This is a genomic window from Chryseobacterium sp. MA9 (assembly GCF_024399315.1).
Classification (GTDB): domain Bacteria; phylum Bacteroidota; class Bacteroidia; order Flavobacteriales; family Weeksellaceae; genus Chryseobacterium.
Window position 1 is genome coordinate 4,477,501 of record NZ_CP075170.1, and the last position, 21,003, is coordinate 4,498,503.

The 21,003-nt window shown below is 36.7% G+C and carries 11 protein-coding genes, 2 rRNA genes and 1 pseudogene (1 of these 14 only partly in view); 12 read left to right on the forward strand and 2 right to left on the reverse strand.

The window, feature by feature from the left end:
• The 10 genes and pseudogenes from KIK00_RS20535 to KIK00_RS20580 all read left to right on the forward strand — a co-directional run.
• A 23S ribosomal RNA gene (locus KIK00_RS20535) occupies window positions 1–97 on the forward strand; it begins 2,661 nt to the left of the window's first position.
• Between the two features lie 155 nt (window positions 98–252).
• A 5S ribosomal RNA gene (gene rrf / locus KIK00_RS20540) occupies window positions 253–360 on the forward strand.
• A gap of 559 nt (window positions 361–919) precedes the next feature.
• Complete coding sequence (locus KIK00_RS20545) at window positions 920–2,242, forward strand: sigma-54 dependent transcriptional regulator (protein WP_255814137.1); 1,323 nt, start codon at window positions 920–922, stop codon at window positions 2,240–2,242.
• A 437-nt stretch (window positions 2,243–2,679) separates the two neighbouring features.
• Window positions 2,680–4,374, forward strand: coding sequence for a potassium-transporting ATPase subunit KdpA (kdpA, locus tag KIK00_RS20550; protein WP_255814138.1), 1,695 nt, complete (start codon window positions 2,680–2,682; stop codon window positions 4,372–4,374).
• Between the two features lie 178 nt (window positions 4,375–4,552).
• A complete protein-coding gene (kdpB, locus tag KIK00_RS20555; protein WP_255814139.1) occupies window positions 4,553–6,592 on the forward strand; it encodes a potassium-transporting ATPase subunit KdpB in 2,040 nt (679 codons plus the stop codon).
• A 10-nt stretch (window positions 6,593–6,602) separates the two neighbouring features.
• On the forward strand, window positions 6,603–7,160 hold the full coding sequence (kdpC, locus tag KIK00_RS20560; RefSeq protein WP_255814140.1) for a potassium-transporting ATPase subunit KdpC: 558 nt from the start codon (window positions 6,603–6,605) through the stop codon (window positions 7,158–7,160).
• 212 nt (window positions 7,161–7,372) lie between these two features.
• Window positions 7,373–8,422: a porin gene (locus KIK00_RS20565; RefSeq protein ID WP_370647755.1), complete on the forward strand. Its 1,050-nt coding sequence runs from the start codon at window positions 7,373–7,375 to the stop codon at window positions 8,420–8,422.
• A gap of 57 nt (window positions 8,423–8,479) precedes the next feature.
• Window positions 8,480–9,589, forward strand: a complete 1,110-nt coding sequence (locus KIK00_RS20570; RefSeq protein WP_255814142.1) for a sensor protein KdpD — start codon at window positions 8,480–8,482, stop codon at window positions 9,587–9,589.
• Between the two features lie 5 nt (window positions 9,590–9,594).
• A pseudogene (locus tag KIK00_RS20575) lies at window positions 9,595–11,309 on the forward strand (ATP-binding protein).
• Window positions 11,310–11,446: 137 nt separating this feature from the next.
• Window positions 11,447–11,905 (forward strand): hypothetical protein, encoded by a 459-nt coding sequence (locus KIK00_RS20580; RefSeq protein WP_255814143.1) that lies wholly within the window; start codon window positions 11,447–11,449, stop codon window positions 11,903–11,905.
• Between the two features lie 84 nt (window positions 11,906–11,989).
• Here KIK00_RS20580 and KIK00_RS20585 read toward each other — a convergent pair whose 3' ends face one another.
• Both KIK00_RS20585 and ligA read right to left on the reverse strand, forming a co-directional pair.
• On the reverse strand, window positions 11,990–14,488 hold the full coding sequence (locus tag KIK00_RS20585) for a T9SS type A sorting domain-containing protein (RefSeq protein WP_255814144.1): 2,499 nt from the start codon (window positions 14,486–14,488) through the stop codon (window positions 11,990–11,992).
• A 99-nt stretch (window positions 14,489–14,587) separates the two neighbouring features.
• The gene (gene ligA / locus KIK00_RS20590; RefSeq protein ID WP_255814145.1) at window positions 14,588–16,591 is read right to left on the reverse strand and encodes an NAD-dependent DNA ligase LigA; all 2,004 of its coding nucleotides are present in this window, start codon (window positions 16,589–16,591) and stop codon (window positions 14,588–14,590) included.
• 324 nt (window positions 16,592–16,915) lie between these two features.
• On the opposite strand from ligA, the gene KIK00_RS20595 reads away from it, so the two are divergent.
• Together KIK00_RS20595 and KIK00_RS20600 are read left to right on the forward strand one after the other, a co-directional pair.
• The gene (locus tag KIK00_RS20595; protein ID WP_255814146.1) at window positions 16,916–20,002 is read left to right on the forward strand and encodes a TonB-dependent receptor; all 3,087 of its coding nucleotides are present in this window, start codon (window positions 16,916–16,918) and stop codon (window positions 20,000–20,002) included.
• 168 nt (window positions 20,003–20,170) lie between these two features.
• The gene (locus KIK00_RS20600; RefSeq protein WP_255814147.1) at window positions 20,171–20,917 is read left to right on the forward strand and encodes a glycerophosphodiester phosphodiesterase family protein; all 747 of its coding nucleotides are present in this window, start codon (window positions 20,171–20,173) and stop codon (window positions 20,915–20,917) included.
• Window positions 20,918–21,003: the final 86 nt, after the last annotated feature.

Here is a 21,003-nt window from a genome sequence, read left to right on the forward strand (position 1 = left end):
TTTAAGGGTCGTTGGAGATGACGACGTTGATAGGCTACAGGTGTAAAGACAGTAATGTCATAGCCGAGTAGTACTAATTACCCGTAGATTTATAGTCTATGGTTACTATATAAACCAGGTGCTTTATGTGCATTGAAGGTTTTGTCTTTGTGAAAGTTTTTATCGCTTAAAAACGCAATTGGCAACTAGCAGTTAGCGATTGGCAAAAAGCCAAAAGCAATGAGCAAAAAGCCAGATGCTATATACCTTCTTTAGGGTGGTTTTAGCGGTGGGGCTCACCTGTTCCCATTCCGAACACAGAAGTTAAGCCCACCAGCGCCGATGGTACTGCGAAAGCGGGAGAGTAGGCCGCCGCCAGTTTTTATTTTATTTTTAAAAATCCTTTATCTTATGATAAAGGATTTTTTTTTGTTGTATAACCCCACCTATCCGGCTAAGCCCAGTTCGACCCAACCCAGCCCAACTTACAGATAAATGATGAGCAATAAGTAATAGATAATAAGCAATCATCAATATGTGAATAGATCGCTATTATTGCCCGTTACTGATTATCCATTCTCATTATCCATTCTTCATCTTACTAGCTGATACCTCTTTGCTGTCACTATTACCGTTTAGCATCTCTAATATCTATAATCAAAGTTGATCATTTGCAGCCTGAAATCCGGATCTCCTAATTCATAACTTATAATTCATAATTCTCTTCCTTATAGCCCCGATAGTAATGGTTACCCCGCAGCATGTGTGGGAGAGACATTGGGTTGGAGTTCGGGAGAGTGCTGGCGTGAGGAGTATGAATGAATAGCGGGAAAAGGCTCCTGAAATATCACCAGTTGTTCACTAAACTATTTCCCTGTAGAAACCCGTTTTACTCGAATAAATTCAATAAGTTTGTATCAGTTTTCCAAAAATAATTATAATGTCAGGAAATATTCTGATCATCGATGATGAGATCAAACTCCTTAAATTGTTAGGAATGATCCTTTCCCAAGAAAATTTTAATGTAAAAGAAGCTTCTACAGCACGCTCAGCGATGATAATGCTGGAGCAATATGACTTTGATGTTGTTCTTAGTGATGTTCGTCTTCCTGATGCTTTTGGAGTAGAATTGGTTAAGTCTATTAAAACTAAATATCCTCAGTTGGAAATTATTTTAATGACTGCATTTGGAAACATCACTGATGCAGTACAAGCCATGAAGAATGGCGCTTATGATTATCTGGTGAAGGGAGATGATAATGAGAAAATTATCCCATTGGTGTATAAAGCTCTTGATAAGGTGAAAGATAACAAGTCAAGAATAGTCCAGCAGGTTGTTACCAAAGGTTTTGATCAGATTATAGGTAAATCACCTTTAATTTTACAGGCTAAAAAGTTGGCGGAAAGAGTGGCTTTAACGGATGCTGCTGTGCTTCTTACAGGAGAAACAGGAACGGGTAAAGAAGTCTTTGCCAGCGCTATTCATGAAGGGAGTGACAGGAAGAAAAACAGCTTTGTGGCGATCAACTGTTCAGCATTTAGTAAGGAGATTCTTGAAAGTGAGCTTTTTGGTCATAAACAAGGAGCTTTTACTGGTGCGATTAAAGATAAAAAAGGATTGATTGAAGAAGCTAATGGAGGAACATTATTTCTGGATGAAATTGGAGAGATGCCGATAGAACTTCAGGCTAAGTTGCTCAGAGTTTTGGAAACCAGAGAATTTATCAAAATGGGTGAGACGAAAGTTTCAAAATCTGACTTTAGATTAATCGCGGCAACCAACAGAGATCTGGAGGATGAAATCAAGCAGGGTAACTTCAGAGAAGACCTCTATTTCAGATTGAATGTATTTGAAATCAGTCTTCCGCCTCTGCGTAATAGAAAAGAAGACCTGAAAGTACTTGCAAAGAACTTTATTGATCTTTTTTCTCACAAACTTCACTTGTCCTCTGTTCAGGTGAGTCCGGACTATTATAAAGCGCTGGAGATAAATGACTGGAAAGGAAATATCCGTGAGCTGAGAAACGCTGTAGAACGTAGTTTGATTTTAATGGATAATAATATCCTGGATGCTGGGAGTCTTCCTCATTATTCTGAAAAAGCAGCTCCGGAAAGTGACTCATTGAGCATTCGGTCGCTGGAAAAAATACATATACAGAAAGTATTACAGTACACAAAAGGAAATAAAGCAGAAGCTGCCCGTTTACTGGAGATTGGTATTGCCACGCTGTACAGAAAGCTTGAAGAATATGGATTGAAATAAATCTTTTATCATTTTAATAAAGAGCCTATCATTTTGATAGGCTTTTCTGTTTTTATATAGTTTTGGTTTTTGAATTAATGTATTGATAATCATTATTTTATGTAAGTTATTTCCGAAATGGGCTTTCTTTTGGCATATAGTCTCTGAATAAAATATTTAAAAATGACAATTTCAAGAAAAACGTTTAAAAAGCGGGAGCATTCAACTTTGAGTTTGCTGATTGTATCGTATGTATTGTTGACTCTTTTAACCCTAATGATTAAGATATGATGCTTATAAGTTTAATTCTGCTTTTCGCAGTGTTGTTTTGGCTTTTATATAAATCAGTTGAATTTTTTGATAGAATATAAATTATGTGGAGTTTATTTTTCCTCTCAATACTTGCCTTTGTGTATATCTGTTATGTTTTAATTAAACCTGAAAAATTTTAATTGGTCATGAATACAGAAATTTTAGGCATTATAGCAATGTTTGCTGTCACGTTAGTTATCGGAATATTTTTAGGTAAATACATAGCTAATGTTTATGGATACAAAAAAACTTTTCTTGATCCGGTTTTTGAACCCATTGAAAAGTTAATTTATAAAATTTCGGGAATTAATCCTGCCCGCCAGATGAACTGGAAACAGAATATGTATGCCATGCTGGCGATCAATCTGATCTGGTTCATCATTGGTTTTCTTCTTTTGCTGAATCAGGCCTGGCTGCCTTTAAATCCTGATGGAAACCCGAATATGTCTCCCGATCTGGCTTTTAATACAACCATTTCATTCTTGGTTAACTGTAATTTACAGCATTATTCGGGAGAAACCGGGGTAAGCTATTTGAGCCAGCTTTATCTGATGTTTTTACAGTTTGTAACCGCAGCAACAGGTATGGCGGCAATGGCTGTCCTTTTCAAAGCTTTTAAAGAAAAAACAAGTACAGAATTAGGGAACTTTTATGATTATTTCACAAAATCAATGATCAGAATCTTAGTTCCTATAAGTGTGATTGTTGCTTTAATTCTTTCTGTCAACGGAAGTCCTATGACTTTTGAAGGGAAGGATCATATCATCACATTGGAGGGACAGAAGGCTGATGTTTCCAGAGGTCCTGTATCTGCATTTGTTGCAATTAAACATTTAGGAACTAATGGAGGTGGATTTTTCGGAGCCAACTCGGCACATCCGCTTGAAAATCCTAATTATATCACCAATATGACAGAAATGGTTACTCAAATGATCATTCCTTTTGCATTGGTATTTGCCCTTGGTTTTTATCTGAATAAAAGAAAGCTGTCATGGGTGATCTTTACCGTAATGACAGTCGGTTTTCTCGCTCTTACCATTCCGAATGTTGTGAATGAAACAAGTGGAAATCCTCTGATTACACAAATGGGAGCAGACAGCAGCCTGGGAGCAATGGAGGGCAAAGAAATCCGCTTTGGAAGTGCTTCATCCGGCTATTGGAGTATTGCAACCACAGTTATCTCAACAGGATCTGTGAATTCCATGCATGACAGTACAATGCCTCTCTCGGGGATGAATGAGCTGCTTGCCATGATGATCAACTGCTTCTACGGAGGCTGCGGGGTTGGAATTCTGAACTACTTCATCTTTATCATTCTGGCTGTATTCATCAGTGGTCTGATGGTAGGGAGAACCCCTGAATTTATGGGGAAAAAGATTGAAGCCAAAGAGATGAAAATCGCTATGATTGTGGCTTTATTCCATCCTTTCTTAATTCTTGCAGGAACGGCTTTAACGGCCTATCTACCAGAATTTGGAGCAAAAACATTAAATAATCCAGGTTTCCATGGTTTCAGTGAAATGCTGTACGAATTTACTTCTTCCGCAGCGAATAACGGATCCGGATTTGAAGGACTTGGAGACAATACACCATGGTGGAATATCTCAACAGGAATTGTACTGTTGCTCTCAAGATTCATCCCGATTATAGGACCAGTAGCAATTGCAGGACTATTGGCACAGAAGAAATACATCCCTGAAAGCTCAGGAACACTGAAAACAGATACGGCTACTTTTGGCTTTATGACCCTGGCGGTGATTTTACTGATTGCAGCATTGTCATTCTTCCCTGCATTGACATTAGGTCCTATTGCAGAGCAGATTCAGTATTTCTCAAAATAAAAATGTGAACATTAAAAATTAAAATCAATATTCAACCATTAAGGAAGCCGAAAAGTTGGAGGAAGCTAGTCTGACACTTACTGAAACGTTCACTTAATATTATCCATATCAATCCTCATTATCTGGCAGGCCTTGATGGTTACTATTGATTTACAATGATATAAATTCTTTCAAAAAAATGAAAAATCAGTCACAAACATTGTTTCAGAGAGATTTGGTAAACGAAGCCATAAAACAGTCCTTCGTAAAGCTGAATCCGAAAATTATGTTTAAAAATCCAGTAATGTTCCTGGTGGAGATCGGAACCATTGTCATGTTTATTGTAAGCATGTTCAGTCTTACTGGTGATAAAACCCAGGGAAGCTTTTCCTATAACTTTTTAGTATTTATTATTTTATTTTTCACCGTTCTGTTTGCCAATTTTGCAGAAGCTATTGCAGAGGCAAGAGGAAAAGCACAGGCTGATACGCTCAGAAAAACAAGGGAAGAAACTCCAGCCAAATTAGTGGTTGATAATAAACCCGGATTTCAGGTAGAAACAAGACTGAAGATGTCTGCTGAAATGACATTAGGTGATATTTTCCTTTGTGAAGCCGGAGATCAGATTCCTATGGATGGTGAGATTATTGAAGGTCTTGCAACCATTGATGAGTCTGCCATTACCGGAGAAAGCGCACCTGTAATCCGTGAAGCCGGAGGAGACAAAAGTTCTGTAACAGGAGGTACAAAAGTACTGTCAGACAGAATTAAAGTAAAAGTAACTACAAAACCCGGAGAATCCTTCTTAGATAAAATGATTGCTCTTGTAGAAGGAGCATCAAGACAGAAAACACCTAACGAAATCGCATTAACCATACTTCTGGCAGGATTTACCCTTACATTTATCATTGTTACCCTCACTTTAAAGCCTTTTGCAGACTATGCGCAGACTCCGATTACCATAGCGGCATTTATATCTCTTTTCGTTTGTCTTATTCCGACAACAATCGGTGGTCTGCTTTCTGCAATCGGTATTGCGGGGATGGACAGAGCATTGAGAGCAAATGTAATTACAAAAAGTGGTAAAGCAGTAGAAACCGCGGGAGATATTGATGTTTTACTGCTTGATAAAACCGGAACAATTACCATCGGGAACCGTAAGGCAACTCAATTTCATCCTTCAAACGGAATTCAGCTAGACAAATTTATTAAAGCTTCCGCACTAAGTTCTGTAGCCGATGAAACTCCGGAAGGAAAATCAATCATTGAACTGAGCGCTTTGAAATCCGAAGATTTGCTGGTTGCCAATCCTACGTATATCGATTTTACAGCGGAAACGAGAACTTCAGGAATTGATTTTGATGAAACAAGAATCCGTAAAGGTGCTTATGATACGATAAAAAAACTGACTGAAAAAGCCGGGAATATCTTCCCACAGGAAACCCAGGATGCGGTGACCAAAATTTCTGAAAACGGAGGAACACCTTTGGTAGTAGCCGTAAATGAAAAAGTATGGGGTGTTATTGAACTTCAGGATATCATCAAAACAGGAATCCAGGAACGTTTCCAAAGACTGAGAAAAATGGGAGTGAAAACGGTAATGGTAACCGGAGATAACCCTTTGACAGCAAAATTCATTGCAGAGAAAGCTGGAGTAGATGATTTTATCGCTGAAGCTAAACCTGAAGATAAAATGAATTACATCAAGAAGGAACAGCAGGAAGGTAAGCTGGTGGCCATGATGGGTGATGGTACAAATGATGCTCCGGCGCTGGCTCAGGCAGATGTAGGTGTTGCAATGAATAGTGGAACACAGGCTGCAAAAGAAGCGGGTAATATGGTAGACCTTGATAACGACCCTACAAAATTGATCGAAATCGTGGAAATCGGGAAGCAGCTGCTAATGACAAGAGGAACCTTAACGACTTTCAGTATTGCTAATGACGTTGCGAAATATTTTGCCATTATTCCGGCACTCTTTATCACTTTTATTCCTTCGCTTCAGAAGTTGAATATTATGAATCTTCACAGTCCGGAAACAGCCATATTATCAGCAGTTATTTTCAATGCAGTAATTATTCCGTTCCTGATTCCGCTAGCGTTGAAAGGTGTGGCTTACAAACCAATTGGCGCAAGCGCATTATTGAGAAGAAACCTTTTGATTTATGGTCTTGGCGGGGTAATCGTTCCGTTCATCGGGATCAAAATCATTGATCTGGTAATCAGTTTATTCTATTAAAATTTAAAAAATGAAAAATCATATTGTTTCAGCATTCAGATTAACTCTTGTAATGTTGGTGGTTACAGGTATTTATCTGGCAGTTGTATATGCAGGTTCTAAAATACTTCCCAACAAAGGAAACGGAGAAATTGTTTACAATAAAGGGCAGAAATTGTATGCCAATATCGGGCAGGAATTTAAATCTGAAAAATACTTTCACGGCCGTCCTTCATCTGTCAATTATAATGCAGCAGGAAGTGGGGGAAGCAACAAAGGTCCAAGCAACAAGGAATATCTGGAGATTGTACAAAAAAGAATTGACACTTTAAAAATAGACAATCCTCAAATGGGAGGTGTGAAAGTCCCTGTAGAACTGGTTACTGCCAGTGGTAGCGGACTGGATCCTGATATTTCTGAAGAAGGAGCTTTGTATCAGGCAAAGAGAATTGCTAAAGTGAGAGATATTTCAGAAGAGCAAGTTAAAAGCTTAATTAATAATCAAACTGAAAAGCCTTTCTTAGGACTTTTCGGACCATCAAAAGTAAATGTTCTGAAGCTTAATATCGCTTTGGATCAATTAAAATAATTCAATTCATATATGACAAAAAGAAGAATTGAACCATTAAGCTGATTGAAGGAGCCAAGCAGCATTAAGAAAATCTATGATTTTAAAATATTTTTCATTTATAATTCGCCTGCAAATCCTTAACTTTTCTTAATAGCTAAATTCTTCTTACTGTCTAAAAATAATATAAAAATAACGTGAAAAAATATTTAGTTATAGGTGCTGTATTGGGAATGTTTTTCTCAAAAGCCCAATCATCAGATTCATTGAAAATAGGGAATAAAGTGACATTTTCCGCTTATGCAGAACTTTTTTATACCTATGATTTTAATGAACCGGGCAATCATATGCGTCAAAACTTTTTATACTCATATAACAGACACAATGAAGTGAATCTTAATCTGGGATTGGTTAAGGCCAGCTATCAGAGTGAAAATCTCCGTGCCAATGTAGCTTTAATGGCAGGAACTTATGCCCAGGATAATATGGCTGCTGAACAAAATGCACTGCGTTATGTCAATGAAGCCAATATCGGGATCAAAATTTCTAAAAATAAAAACCTGTGGATTGATGCAGGGATCATGCCATCTCATATCGGCTGGGAAAGTGCTATAGGAAAAGATAATATCAATCTGACCCGAAGTTTTGCTGCCGAAAATTCTCCCTATTTTGAAACAGGCGCCAAAATTTCTTATACTTCAGATAATGGAAAATGGTTTTTAAGCGGATTAGTATTGAATGGCTGGCAGAGAATTGCAAAACCGGAAGGAAATCAGAGTATTTCTTTCGGATATCAGGTGACCTATAAACCTAATGATAAAATTACCCTGAACAGCAGTTCATTTATTGGGAATGATAAAGCTAAAGAAGACAAAAGAATGCGCTATTTCCATGATTTGTATGGAAGCTTTCAGCTGACAGATCAGTTTTCCGCGGTATTGGGATTTGATATCGGAGCAGAGCAGAAATCAAAAGGAAGTGAGCAGTATAGTATCTGGTACAGCCCGAATGTTCTGATGAAATATCAATTAGACAGCAAATGGGCGCTGGCAGGAAGATTAGAATATTACAATGATAAGAACGGTGTGATTATTAATACCGAAACTCCTAATGGATTTCAGACCTTCGGATATTCTCTTAACGTAGATTATGCGATCTTTAAAAATGTAGTTTTCCGTACAGAGGCAAGAGGCTTTACTGCTAAAGATGCCATTTTTGCGAAAAATGATGAATTTAGAAAAGGAAATTTCTTCATTACAACAAGTCTTGCAGTCTGGTTTTAGCAGCCAGTTTAATCACAGTGAAAAGTGTTTAAAATAAAATTAAAAAGAATAAAATCAATGTCATCAGCAAAAGATTTTTTAGAACTTATCCAGAAATCCCGTAAAGGAAAATTCAAAATTTATATCGGGATGAGTGCAGGTGTAGGAAAGACCTTCCGTATGCTTCAGGAAGCGCATTCCCTTTTGCGGAATGGCATTGATGTAAAGATTGGCTATATAGAAACCCATGGCCGGGAAGAAACCGTGGAGCTGGTAGAAGGACTTCCTGAGATTGAAAGAAAATCGGTCTTTTATAAAGGAAAAAATCTTGAGGAAATGGATCTTCAGGCCATTATCAATGAACATCCTGAAGTAGTTTTGGTTGACGAACTTGCTCATACCAATGTAGAAGGTTCCAAAAATAAAAAAAGATGGCAGGATGTCCTGGAAATCCTTGATAACGGAATCAATGTCATCAGTGCCATGAATATCCAGCACATCGAAAGCCTGAATGAAGAAGTCAAGAAAATCACTGGAGTAGAAGTAGCAGAGCGGGTTCCAGACAAGATTCTTGCACTTGCAGATGAAGTAGTTAATATTGACTTAACGGCTGATGAACTGCTGACCCGCTTAAAAGAAGGGAAAATCTATAAAAAAGAAAAAATTCAGACGGCACTCAGTAATTTCTTCCAGAGTGGGCATATTCTACAACTTCGTGAGCTGGCTCTAAAAGAAGTGGCTACCCATGTAGAAAGGAAGGTGGAAACGGAGATCAAAACTGAAAATTTTAAACCCATAAAATTCCTGGCCTGTATCAGCAGCAACGAGAAAATTGCCAAAACGATTATCAGGAAAACAGCGAGATTAGCCAGCTACTATAACAGTCCATGGACTGTTTTGTACGTTCAGAAGCCATCTGAAAATCCGGAAAAAATTGCACTTGATAAACAGCGGTATTTAATTAATAATTTTAATTTAGCACAGGAATTGGGCGCCAAAGTAGTCCGGGTCAAAGAAAGCAGTGTTTATAATGGGATACTGGAATATGTGATTGCCCATAATATCACAACGGTCTGCATTGGAAAGCCTCATGCCAGTTTCTGGCAGCGAATGCTGGGCTACAGCTGGATCTATACCCTCATGAACAGGCTGAATGAAAGACAGATAGATATTATTATTTTATCATAAAAATAATGAAACTTAAAACGAAACTTACTTTAGGCGTTGGCCTTTTATTTCTGCTGATCGTTCTGCTTTCAGTGATAGGTTCTGTGTATATCAATAAATTAAAATCCGATACTGAAAAGATCCTTACTGCCAATTATAACAGTCTGGAATTTTCCAAAAATATGCTTCTGGCGCTGGATAACATCAGTACAGACAGTACTGTTGCAATAGCAGATTTTAGAAAAAATAACAAGCTGCAGGAAAAAAACCTTACAGAATTTGGGGAAAAAGAGGCCACTCAGAACCTCAATATGCATTTCAGCAGCTATCTGAAAGCACCGGATATCCATAAAGAAAAACTCATCCGTGAGGATCTGGCCAAGATCATGTCTTTGAATATGAAAGGCATAGAACGCAAGAGTGACATTGCGATCATTACAGCAGAAAACGCTACTTTTTGGATCGTAAGTTTAGGAACTGTATGCTTTCTGATTGCTTTTATCCTGCTTTTCAATTTACCACAAACCATTGCAGAGCCTATCAATCAGCTTACCTTCAGTATCAAACAGATTGCCGATAAAAACTATAATGAAAGAGTTCATTTTAAAGGAAGTGAAGAGTTCAGCAGTCTGGCAGATTCATTCAATACGATGGCGGAGAAACTTCAGGAGTACGAAAGTAGTACGCTTTCCAAACAGTTGATGGATAAAAAACGTATCGAAACATTGGTCAACAACATGCATGATGCGGTTATTGGCCTGGATGAGAATCATTTTATCTACATGATCAATGATGAAGCTTTGAAGATCACCAATCTCCATAAAGAAGATATTATTGGAAAAACGGCTCATGAAGTAGCAATCAACAATGATCTGATACGTGAACTGCTGAAAAATGTTGACCACCCGGTAAAAGATCCGATTAAGATTGTTCGCGATAACAAAGAAAATTATTTTGAACAGGATATTATTCCTATCAATATTGTAAAAACAGGTGAAAAGGAGAAAAAATATATTGGAAAGGTAATTTTACTGAGAAATATTACCCCTTTTAAAGAACTGGATTTTGCCAAAACGAACTTCATTGCAACCATTTCCCATGAATTGAAAACTCCAATTTCAGCCATAAAAATGGGCGTTCAGCTCCTTGGAAATCAAAAATTCGGAGAACTGAATGAGCAGCAGCAGGAATTGTTAAAAAGCATCAATGAAGACGGACAGCGATTATTGGATATTACAGGTGAATTGCTTAATCTTTCTCAGGTAGAATCCGGAAATATCAGACTGACTGTAGAGAAATGTTCCCCTAAAGAAATAGTACAAACTGCTGTAAAGAATGTTGAAAAGCTTGCCGAGCAGAAAAATATTTCCATCAGCACAGAATATCTTCTGGAAGAAACTGATGGTGTAACTGCAGATTTTGACAAAACAGTCTGGGTAATGAATAATTTCCTGACCAATGCCGTAAAACACTCTTTTCAGGATGAAAATATTAAGATTGTGGTAAAAACTGGATTCGTTCATTCAGTTCAGTATTATTGATACCGGAAGCGGAATTGATGAAAAATACCACCCGCCAGATCTTTGACCGTTATTTCCAGGTTCCGGGAGAACATCAGAATGGAACAGGACTCGGTTTGGCCATTTCGAAAAATTTTATTGAAAAACAGCATGGAGAAATCGGAGTGAAGAGTTCTTTAAATAATGGAAGTACATTTTACTTCAGACTGCCAGTTTCATAAGGATTAAATAACGTATTTAAACACCTTATAGGTTTTATAAACCTATAAGGTGTATTCATCTATTTGAATAAAAAAATCAGATCCTTCTCAATTAAAAACTAACAATCCTATTCTTTATATTTGCGATAAAAATAACAATGAGAAAAACTATAGGACTCTTATTATTTTCAGTTTTGCTAAGTATCCGGGTCTCTGCTCAGACATTCACGTTAGAACAGCTTAAGGGATTCAACAAACTTACCATGGATGAGTTTAAAAAAGAGATGAAACAGCTTCAGTTCAAATTTTATGACAGAACAGAAGGCTTAGGTTTCCTCTTAACAGAATATGATTCCCCGGACTACACATCGAAAATCGGAAAGTTTGAATATGCTGAAGAAAAATCGGAAGATAGGATTGAATTTGAGTTTAAAGACAAGAAAGAATATGATAAGTACCTTAAGCTGATACTGGCAGCTGGATATAAAGAAACTGAGAAGGGAAAGATTATTACCAAAGAGCCTTATGTAGATTACTATAGAAATAAAGAACATATCAGGTTGATCTTGCCTAAAGCAGGGCAAAAAAATCCGTACACCATTATTGTTTTCAAATAAAATCTGAATTTTAATGTAGATTTGAAAAATATAAAAAAGGCTGTGAAATCTATCACAGCCTTTTTACATGAATATTGGGTAAGTTTAATCCTTAATAAACTTTTGTACAATTATTTTGTCTTTTGTGAAGGCTTTGAGAATATAGTTTCCTTTAGAAAGCTCAGAAACAGGAATTGAGTTTCCTTTTACATTTGTTGAACTGATAATTCTTCCGGCTGCATCATAGATTTCAGCTTTTATAATTTCATTTTTAGATTGAATATTTAAAATATCTCTTACCGGATTCGGATATATGGAAATAACATTGTTTTCTTTATCAGTTTCTGCTGTTGCTAATACATTTTGAACGCTTGTTGTATAAGTATTGGTAATAATCGGAGCATTGTAATCGAAGTAAATATTGGCTGTATTGCTGAAGCTATTACCAAGATTTAAGGTAGACTTGGTTTTAATTTTGAATGAAACATATCCGTCATTATTTGCATCATCAAAAGGCAGTTGGATATTTTCAAAGATGAATTCTACTGTATTCGGATTGGTAATTCTTGTTGCAAAATTGTGACTTCCGTTCAATGCAACTAAACTTGATATGTCAAATTTAGAAGTATCAATAACATCCTTTACCACAATATTCTGTGCATTTGCGGTACCTGTGTTTTCAAACCTGATCAGATAATGCACATAATCTCCAACCTGGGTTTGCGTAATAGTAGTTCCTTCCAGACAAGTCTTATCATTCGGGTCAAAAGAATTGACTACCGATTGGTTCAACGTGAAATTATTGTCAACTGGTGTTTCATCAGTAGCTCCATTGATTTGTGATGTGTAATGCAGAATGTCACCGCTGTTTAACGATGGAGTCTGTATTGGGGTATTTAATTTCAGTGTTACGGTGACTTCTCTGGTTTCAAGAGGAAGAAGATTGTTGAAATTCCATGTTAAAATACCAGTAGATTGTGTATCCGGAGCAACTGTTGCATTCATGTAATTCATCAGATTGTCGTTGAAATTGAAAACAATATTTCCTGATTGGGCCACAGTTCCTTTGTTTTTGTAAACAATTTTGTATTTGGTATCAAATCCTGGAATAGCAGCTGTTACAGGAATAATCAGGACTTCAAGATCATTATGAGTTCCGTTCGCTGTTAAGCAGAAATTTTGATTCAAAGGGCTTGTTTGTGCCGGAAAGTTTACTGTTAAAGTACTTGGAGATATGGTCCAATAGGCTGGATTTTCTGAAATTGGCGTAATTGTATGAGCACCTGTTTGTAAAGGAATAGAATAATTTCCTGATGAATCAGCAATCATATTTCCGGAAACAGAACCGCTTGTAATCGAAAATTTTTGGAAAGATTTGTTAACATCATTGATATCACAGCCATTGTTGTTAATATCATATCTTGTATTTCCGGTAACTTTATAATAAGTACCACCCGGTGTAAATGAACAATAAGAATTTAAATTAATAGTATTGAGAGAATGCGTAGATAAATAATTACTGATCGCCGCGAAATCTCCATCATCACAGCAAATATATTTAAGATTAGGATTGTTATTATTAATATGAAACCAGGATGTGACATTCAGTATATTTCCTCCGCTTTTCAGATTAATATTTTTCAGAAGTGCATTGTCATAGATCGTGATGTTTTCCAATAAAGGATTCATACTTAAATCCAGTGTTGTAAGATTATTATTTAAAGTACTAAACTGTCTTAAAGCTGGAAAAATGGAAAGATCTATAGCTGTCAGACCTGTAGATTGTAACCCAAGAGACTCTATGTTCGTTGTACTGACCAGAGATAATGTGGAGATCGGGCTTTGTGAAAGATATACAGTATCTAGGTTTTGTAGATTATGTAACTGAAGCGTTGTTAAAGAAGTACAATTATAAATTCCCAAATTATTCAGATTTGTACAACCGGTTAAATTAATATTATTTGTTGAAGTGCTGTTTCTTATTTGAAGCCATTCCAAAGCACTCATATTACTAAAATCCAAAGATTGGATATTAGTCTTATTGATCTCCAAAGATTTCAAATTAGGGCAAAGGCTAAGATTAATGGCATTTATAGGTTGCGTAGAATTCAGATTGTTAATAAGCAGACTTTTCAATGAATTGCTTTGTAAGTTATAATTCGTAATATTATTATGCTCGGAAGACATTGTTGCTAAAGATGTACAACCTGCAATATTCAGAGAAGTTAATTGTGAATTATAGTTTACTGTTAAAGCGATGAGGTTAGTCATAGTACTTACGTCAACAGTAGAAACAGAAGTTCCGAATAGATACAACTCTGTTAAATTAGTAAAGCTTTTAATCCCTTCGATGGATTGAATATTTACTCTGTTTCCATAATAAAGATCAGACAGCTTTACAACATTATTGGCTTCACTTTGTTGTATGATGCCATCGTTATTAGTGTCAACGGGAATATTGCTTCCATATTGATCTTTTGCATAGCCATTACTGTAATTAGCTGTTAACAAGAAATTCTTAAAAGCTGCGTCCGGGATATTCACATTTTGCGCTTGAAATACCGCAAAAAGCATCATAGAAACGATGAGGTAGATTTTTTTCATGTATTATTAGTTTATAGTTATTTTTGTAATTATAAAGCAAAAATAAACCATTAAGAGGAATATCTTAATGGTTTAGTAAATAATTATTAAAAATATTTATTATTTTTCAATCAGATCCAGAAACTGCTGCTCATCCAGAATTGTAATTGTTCCGATATCCTGAGCTTTTTTCAGCTTGCTTCCGGCTTTTTCACCTACTACAAGATAGTTGAGGTTTTTTGAAACTGCAGAAATATTTTTTCCGCCATGCTTTTCTACCATTTCCTCAGCAGATTCTCTGGTGAATAAAGACAGTTTTCCGGTGAAAAGGAATGTTTTCCCTTCCAGAACATTGGATAATACTTCATTCGTGCTTTCTCCTTTTTCAAGCTGTACACCATAAGATTTTAAACGTTCGATCATCAATACGTTTTCGGAATTCTGGAAGAATTCTACGATGCTTATTGCAATCTTAGCCCCGATATCTTCTACCTGGCAAAGCTCTTCTACAGTTGCATTCTTTAACTCCTCAATCGTTGGGAAGTTTTTGACAAGTTTCTTGGCAACCGTTTCTCCTACATGCTTAATCCCGATTCCATATAATACCTTTTCAAAAGCAATTTCTTTGGATTTTTCAATTCCTGAGATGATGTTCTGAGCTGATTTCTCAGCCATTCTTTCCAACGGAAGAAGCTGTTCTTTCGTCAAAACATAGAAGTCTGCAGGATTTTCGATCAGTTTTTCTCGGTACAGCTGTTCAATAGTTTCACTTCCAAGATTGTCAATATTCAATGCTTTTCTGGAAACATAGTGAATCATTCTTCCAACCACCTGTGGCGGGCAGTGAAGTTCGTTCGGACAGAAATGGATGGCCTGATCTTCAATTTTCACCAGTTCTGTTCCACATTCAGGACAATGTTTAATGTATTCAATTTCTTTGCTTTCCTCAGTTCTTTTATCCGTGTTTACGCCTACAATTTTTGGAATAATTTCACCTCCTTTTTCTACATATACGAAATCATGTTCATGAAGATCCAGTTTCTTGATGATATCCTCATTATGCAGAGAAGCTCTTTTTACGATAGTTCCGGCCAGTAAAACAGGTTTAAGATTAGCAACAGGAGTAATGGCACCCGTTCTTCCTACCTGATAAGAAACACTTTGAAGTTCTGTCTCTACCTTTTCTGCCTTAAATTTATATGCCATTGCCCAACGAGGAGATTTAGCCGTATAACCAAGCTGTCTCTGCTGCTGCAATGAATTTACTTTTAAAACAATTCCATCAATTTCAAAAGGAAGATTATGACGTTCTGTATCCCAGAAAGTAATAAACTCCTGTACCTCAGCCATGGTTTTACATAATTTTGCCTGCTGAGACGTTTTGAAACCCCAGCTCTGTGCTTTCTGAAGAAGCTCCCAATGTGTTTCTGCAGGAATATCTTCAGATATGTACTGATACAGTACAGAAGAAAGTCCACGTTTTCTCACCTCAGCGCTGTCCTGCATTTTCAAACTTCCGCTGGCTGTATTTCTTGGATTCATGAAAGGGTCAAGACCTTCTTCTTCACGAAGCTTATTGATTTTATCAAAGTTTTTTCTGGTCAGATAAATTTCTCCACGCATAAAAAACTGAGCCGGGAAATCACCTTTTAATGTCAAAGGAATATCTGAAATGGTACGTACATTCGGGGTAATCTCATCTCCCTGGAAGCCGTCGCCACGGGTAACTGCCTGTGAAAGTTTTCCGTTTTCATAAAGAATAGAAATGGAAGCACCGTCATACTTTAGTTCAGCAACAAATTCTACAGGGTCTTCAATGGTTTTGATAATTCTTTTTTCCCAGTCTTCCAGGTCGTCAAAATCATAAGAATTATCCAGAGAGTACATTCTGAATTTATGCTGAATGGTAGGGAAAACTTTGGTAACACCACCACCTACACGTACAGTAGGCGAGTTCTCATCATAAAACTCTGGGTATTTAGCCTCCAGATCCTGAAGTTCCTGCAGAAGCATGTCGAATTCAAAATCCGTAATGGTGGGTGTATCCAGTTGATAATAGTTGTCGTTATGCTGGTGAAGCTCTTTGCGGAGCTGTTCTATCTTTTGTTGAATGTTTTCAGACATTGGTTTTCTAATCTTTTGAGCAAAAATAACTAAAGTAATGCATTTAAAAAATAACAGAATTAAATAGTACAGGAAAATTAAAAATACGTAATATGTCTTAACAGATTGGTTCTGTTAGAAATAAAACTTTTGTTTAAAGTAATTTAACATAACGTTCTGATTTAATTAAAAAAATGTTAAAGCTTTCTTAAACACCCTGGTGTTAAAGTCAAAATACCTTTGCACATCTGATTAAAAGAAACCTCAACCTGATCTATTAACATGAAAATCAAAGAGGTTTCCTGGCGAATATCAAAAAATTAATCATAAAGATCTTCGGAAGAAATGAAAAAAGTAAAGATTGTACTGGGATTATTGTTTTTAGGGCTTGGGACAATGGCTTATGCACAGACCACACAAGCTTCTATTGTAGGGAAAGTTATTGGGCCGGGAAGTATGGCTCAGGAAAAAGTGAAAGTAACGATCGTGAATGAGTCTACAGGATTCAGAACGGAAACGGAAACAAACTCAAAAGGGGAGTATATTTTTAAGGAAATTCCTCTTGGAGGCCCTTATACAGTTATTGTAAACGATGATAAAAAAGAAGGTTACAATGTGAACTTTGGAGATCAGGTCACTGTAAATATGGATCTGGGGAATGAAAAGAGTATTGAGGAGGTAAAAATTATCGGAAACCTGAAAAACAAGATCGGAAATCTTGGAGCTGCTACAGCAATTTCAGCGAAAAATATCAGCATACTTCCGGTGAACGGACGAAACTTTGCCAATCTTGCAGAGTTATCACCACTAAGCGGAAAAGGCGGAAATCTTTCCGGGCAGCTGGGATCTTCTACCAATTTTACGATTGATGGGATGACGGCCAAAAACCCTACTTCTGCAGGAGCTACTACCAGCCGAAGCGGCGCCCCTTTCTCTATCTCCATTGAAGCAGTACGTGAATTTAAAATTACTACCAACCAATATGATGTGACATTGGGAAGAAGTGGAGGAGGAACGGTAAGTGCTGTTACCAAATCAGGAACCAATAAATTTTCAGGAAGTGCCTGGGAATATTTAAGAACAAACTGGCTTTCCAGTCCATATGACATCAGAGGAAACAAAAGAAACAATGATTTCTCTACTTCTCAGTTCGGGTTTTCATTGGGTGGACCTATCATTAAAAATAAATTACATTTCTTCGTAGCATGGGATCACCAGCTGGATTCAAGACCTTTAGTGATTGCAGATATCAGATCTCAGGATGATGAAAAGAGATTCAATACTACCACGCAGACGCTTAATCAGTTTCTGGATATTGCACGGGCAAAATATGGGGTAGGAAGCAGCCCGCAATTCGGAACATTTGATAAAGTGAGAAACTCTGATGCCGCTTTCTTACGTCTTGACTGGCAGATCAACGAAAAGAACTTATTAACACTTAGAAATAATTTTACTTACGACCTTAATAAAAACGGTCTTGGCGATAATACCAATATCAATTTCTTTGAATCTTATGGGAATGACAAAAACTTTGATAACAGCTTGTTATTAACTTTAAGATCAAACCTGCAGCCTAATTTAACCAATGAATTGAAAGCGCAATATCTTTATACTTTCCAGGACAGTTATCAGAACAACCAATTGGGTAAACCTGTCCCGAGAGCTATTGTGGAGGGAGTGTCTTCAAGTGCAGGGTCTACCAATATTCAGATAGGAGGACACCGTTTTGCCCAGGAAAGTTTTAGAAATAATGTATTTCAGATTGTAGATAATTTATATTACAATACAGATAAAGTAAAATATACTTTCGGAGCAGATCTGATGTATACAACAGCAAAATCGGTATACGGAAGTGAGGTGAATGGAAGATTCCATTTCCAGGGAATGAGCAATTTTGATGCAATGACGCCTTACAAATTCTACAGAGAAGTTCCTTTGATGGCCGATCCGTCTGTAAGATCAAACATATGGAACATCGGTCTATACGGGCAATTCCAGACTAAAGTGGCTAAAGGTCTTGATTTAATGGCTGGTTTAAGATTAGACTACGGTGGTTACCCGAAAGCAGAATTCAACCAGAAACTGTTTGATGAAATGGGAATCAGAACTGATAATCAGATCAAATCATTTGTAATTCAGCCAAGATTCCAGTTTGACTGGAATATCAATGAAGGAAATAAAGACTTCCTTAAGTTCGGTGCCGGAATTTTCTCTTCGGATATCAACAACTATATGATCATTAACAACCTTGTATTCGATGGAAAGCATCTTGCTACAGTGGATGTAACAGGTAAAGATGTTCCGTTCCCAGATTTCAACAGCTACAGAAATGATTATAACTCGGTTCCGTCTCTTTCCCAGTATCAGATTCCAACCATTAACTATACCGGTAAAGATGCAAAAATTCCAATTGTTTATAAAGCAAATATTTCTTATACCCATTTCTTCAATGAAAGATTCAGAGCAGGAATTGCAGGCTACATGGCTTTGGGTAGAAATAATTATTTTTACTATGACAGAAATATGGTAGCCAACCCTTTCTTTACATTAGCGAACGAAGGAGGCAGAGGAGTATTTATCCCTACAGGAGCTATTACCAATAATGATAATTCAAAAAGTGTAAGTTTTGACTGGAAACAGGGAAGAATTAATAATAATTTCGGAAGAGTACTGGAATTGGTGAGTGATGGTAAAGTAAATCAGTTCTCATTCGTGATAGATACAAGTTACCGTTACTGGAAAGATGGGGAAATCACGGCAAGTTATACATGGTCTGACATCAAAGACAATACTTCTTACAATGGAAACGTAGCAAACTCTGCAACATTATCTACCATGATTCAGAGTGATCCGAGAGATTTAAGAATGACTTATTCTGACAACCAGTTCAGAAATAAAGTGGTCATCTATGGGAACTCTCCTACCATTGCAGGATTTACATTAGGAATCAGATATTCAGGAATCGGAGGAACTCGTTTCTCTGCAACAACAGGCGGAAATATCAATGGTGACTTTGTAGATTCCAATGACCTTGCTTTTATCTTCCCGAACCTTACCAAATCTATTTTGGATGATCCACAGGTAGGACAAGCTCTGAAAGATTATATCAACGAATACAACGGAAAAATCGCAGAACGTAACGGTGGTAAAAATGGATTCTACGGCGTTTGGGACGTTCGTGTAGCGAAAAAAATTAAATTCGATAAAGTGGGGGCTTTTGAACTTTCTGTAGATATCTTCAACGTAGCAAACCTTCTTAATAAAGAATGGGGTGTAAATAACTCATATGGAAATACCTCTCTGTATAAAGTAACCAGATTTAATAAGGATACCATGCAGTATGAATATACCAAAAACGTAAGTGGAGGAGGTTTGGTTCCAATGACAGGAAATCCATACCAGATCCAGATTGGTGCGAAGTATTCCTTCTAATAATTATCTTTTTCAATCACTGAAGGCATAAAAGAAAATGAGTCAGCTATTGTAAATCTTACTTAGCTGTAATCCGTAAATCTTTTATGTCTTTGTGGTTTTCATTTATTAATAACTACCTTTATCAGGAAGTTTCACGACTTTATTTTTAATAATTTAAATTATATTATGAAAAATTTTATCTTAGGGTTAGCAGTTTTAAGTACAGTTATGATGAAAGCACAAACCCAGATCATTGCCCATAGAGGATATTTCCAGGCTCAGCCTCCTACAACGGAGAACTCAATTCAATCATTGGAAAATGCCCAGAAATTAAAAATATATGGGTCTGAATTTGATGTAAGAATGACAAAAGATGGTGTATTGGTGGTCAATCACGATGAACATCATGGTAAAATGGAAATTTCTGAAGCTACATTCAAAGAACTGGAAGCATTGAAATTATCCAATGGAGAAAACTTTCCCACATTAAAAGACTATTTGAAACAGGGAAAAAAAGATAAAGCTCTGAAGCTGATCGTTGAGATCAAACCAGCCAAGACTCCGGAAATTGAAAATGAGATCACGCAGAAAACAATCAAAATGATCAAAGATATGAAGCTGGAATCTCAGAGTGAGTTTATTTCTTTCAGCCTTAATATCTGTAAAGAGATCAAAAAACAGGCACCTTCCTTTAAAGTTCAGTATCTGAATGGAGAACTGTCTCCTGAGCAGATCAAAAAAGAGGGATTGGATGGTATGGATTATCACTACAGTGTTTTCCAGAAAAACCCTACCTGGATTGCTGATGCAAAAGCATTGGGATTAATTACCAATTCATGGACCGTAAATGACGTTGCCGTATATGATGAATTGAAAAAGCAAGGAATCGGGTTTGTAACAACCAATATTCCTGATCAGTTGAAGAATAAATAACAGTTGAAAATTTCTCACAAAGAGTACAACTGAAGAATGAAACATTCCTCTCCTCCGGAAGGGTGGCGAAAACTCAAAGAATTTTT

What these genes read in the sequence shown, in the direction of transcription:
- KIK00_RS20545 (WP_255814137.1), top strand. Translation starts at nt 920, where the DNA reads ATGTCAGGAAATATTCTGATCATCGATGATGAGATCAAACTCCTTAAA.
- kdpA (WP_255814138.1), top strand. Translation starts at nt 2,680, where the DNA reads ATGAATACAGAAATTTTAGGCATTATAGCAATGTTTGCTGTCACGTTA.
- kdpB (WP_255814139.1), top strand. Translation starts at nt 4,553, where the DNA reads ATGAAAAATCAGTCACAAACATTGTTTCAGAGAGATTTGGTAAACGAA.
- kdpC (WP_255814140.1), top strand. Translation starts at nt 6,603, where the DNA reads ATGAAAAATCATATTGTTTCAGCATTCAGATTAACTCTTGTAATGTTG.
- KIK00_RS20565 (WP_370647755.1), top strand. Translation starts at nt 7,373, where the DNA reads ATGTTTTTCTCAAAAGCCCAATCATCAGATTCATTGAAAATAGGGAAT.
- KIK00_RS20570 (WP_255814142.1), top strand. Translation starts at nt 8,480, where the DNA reads ATGTCATCAGCAAAAGATTTTTTAGAACTTATCCAGAAATCCCGTAAA.
- KIK00_RS20580 (WP_255814143.1), top strand. Translation starts at nt 11,447, where the DNA reads ATGAGAAAAACTATAGGACTCTTATTATTTTCAGTTTTGCTAAGTATC.
- KIK00_RS20585 (WP_255814144.1), bottom strand. Translation starts at nt 14,488, where the DNA reads ATGAAAAAAATCTACCTCATCGTTTCTATGATGCTTTTTGCGGTATTT.
- ligA (WP_255814145.1), bottom strand. Translation starts at nt 16,591, where the DNA reads ATGTCTGAAAACATTCAACAAAAGATAGAACAGCTCCGCAAAGAGCTT.
- KIK00_RS20595 (WP_255814146.1), top strand. Translation starts at nt 16,916, where the DNA reads ATGAAAAAAGTAAAGATTGTACTGGGATTATTGTTTTTAGGGCTTGGG.
- KIK00_RS20600 (WP_255814147.1), top strand. Translation starts at nt 20,171, where the DNA reads ATGAAAAATTTTATCTTAGGGTTAGCAGTTTTAAGTACAGTTATGATG.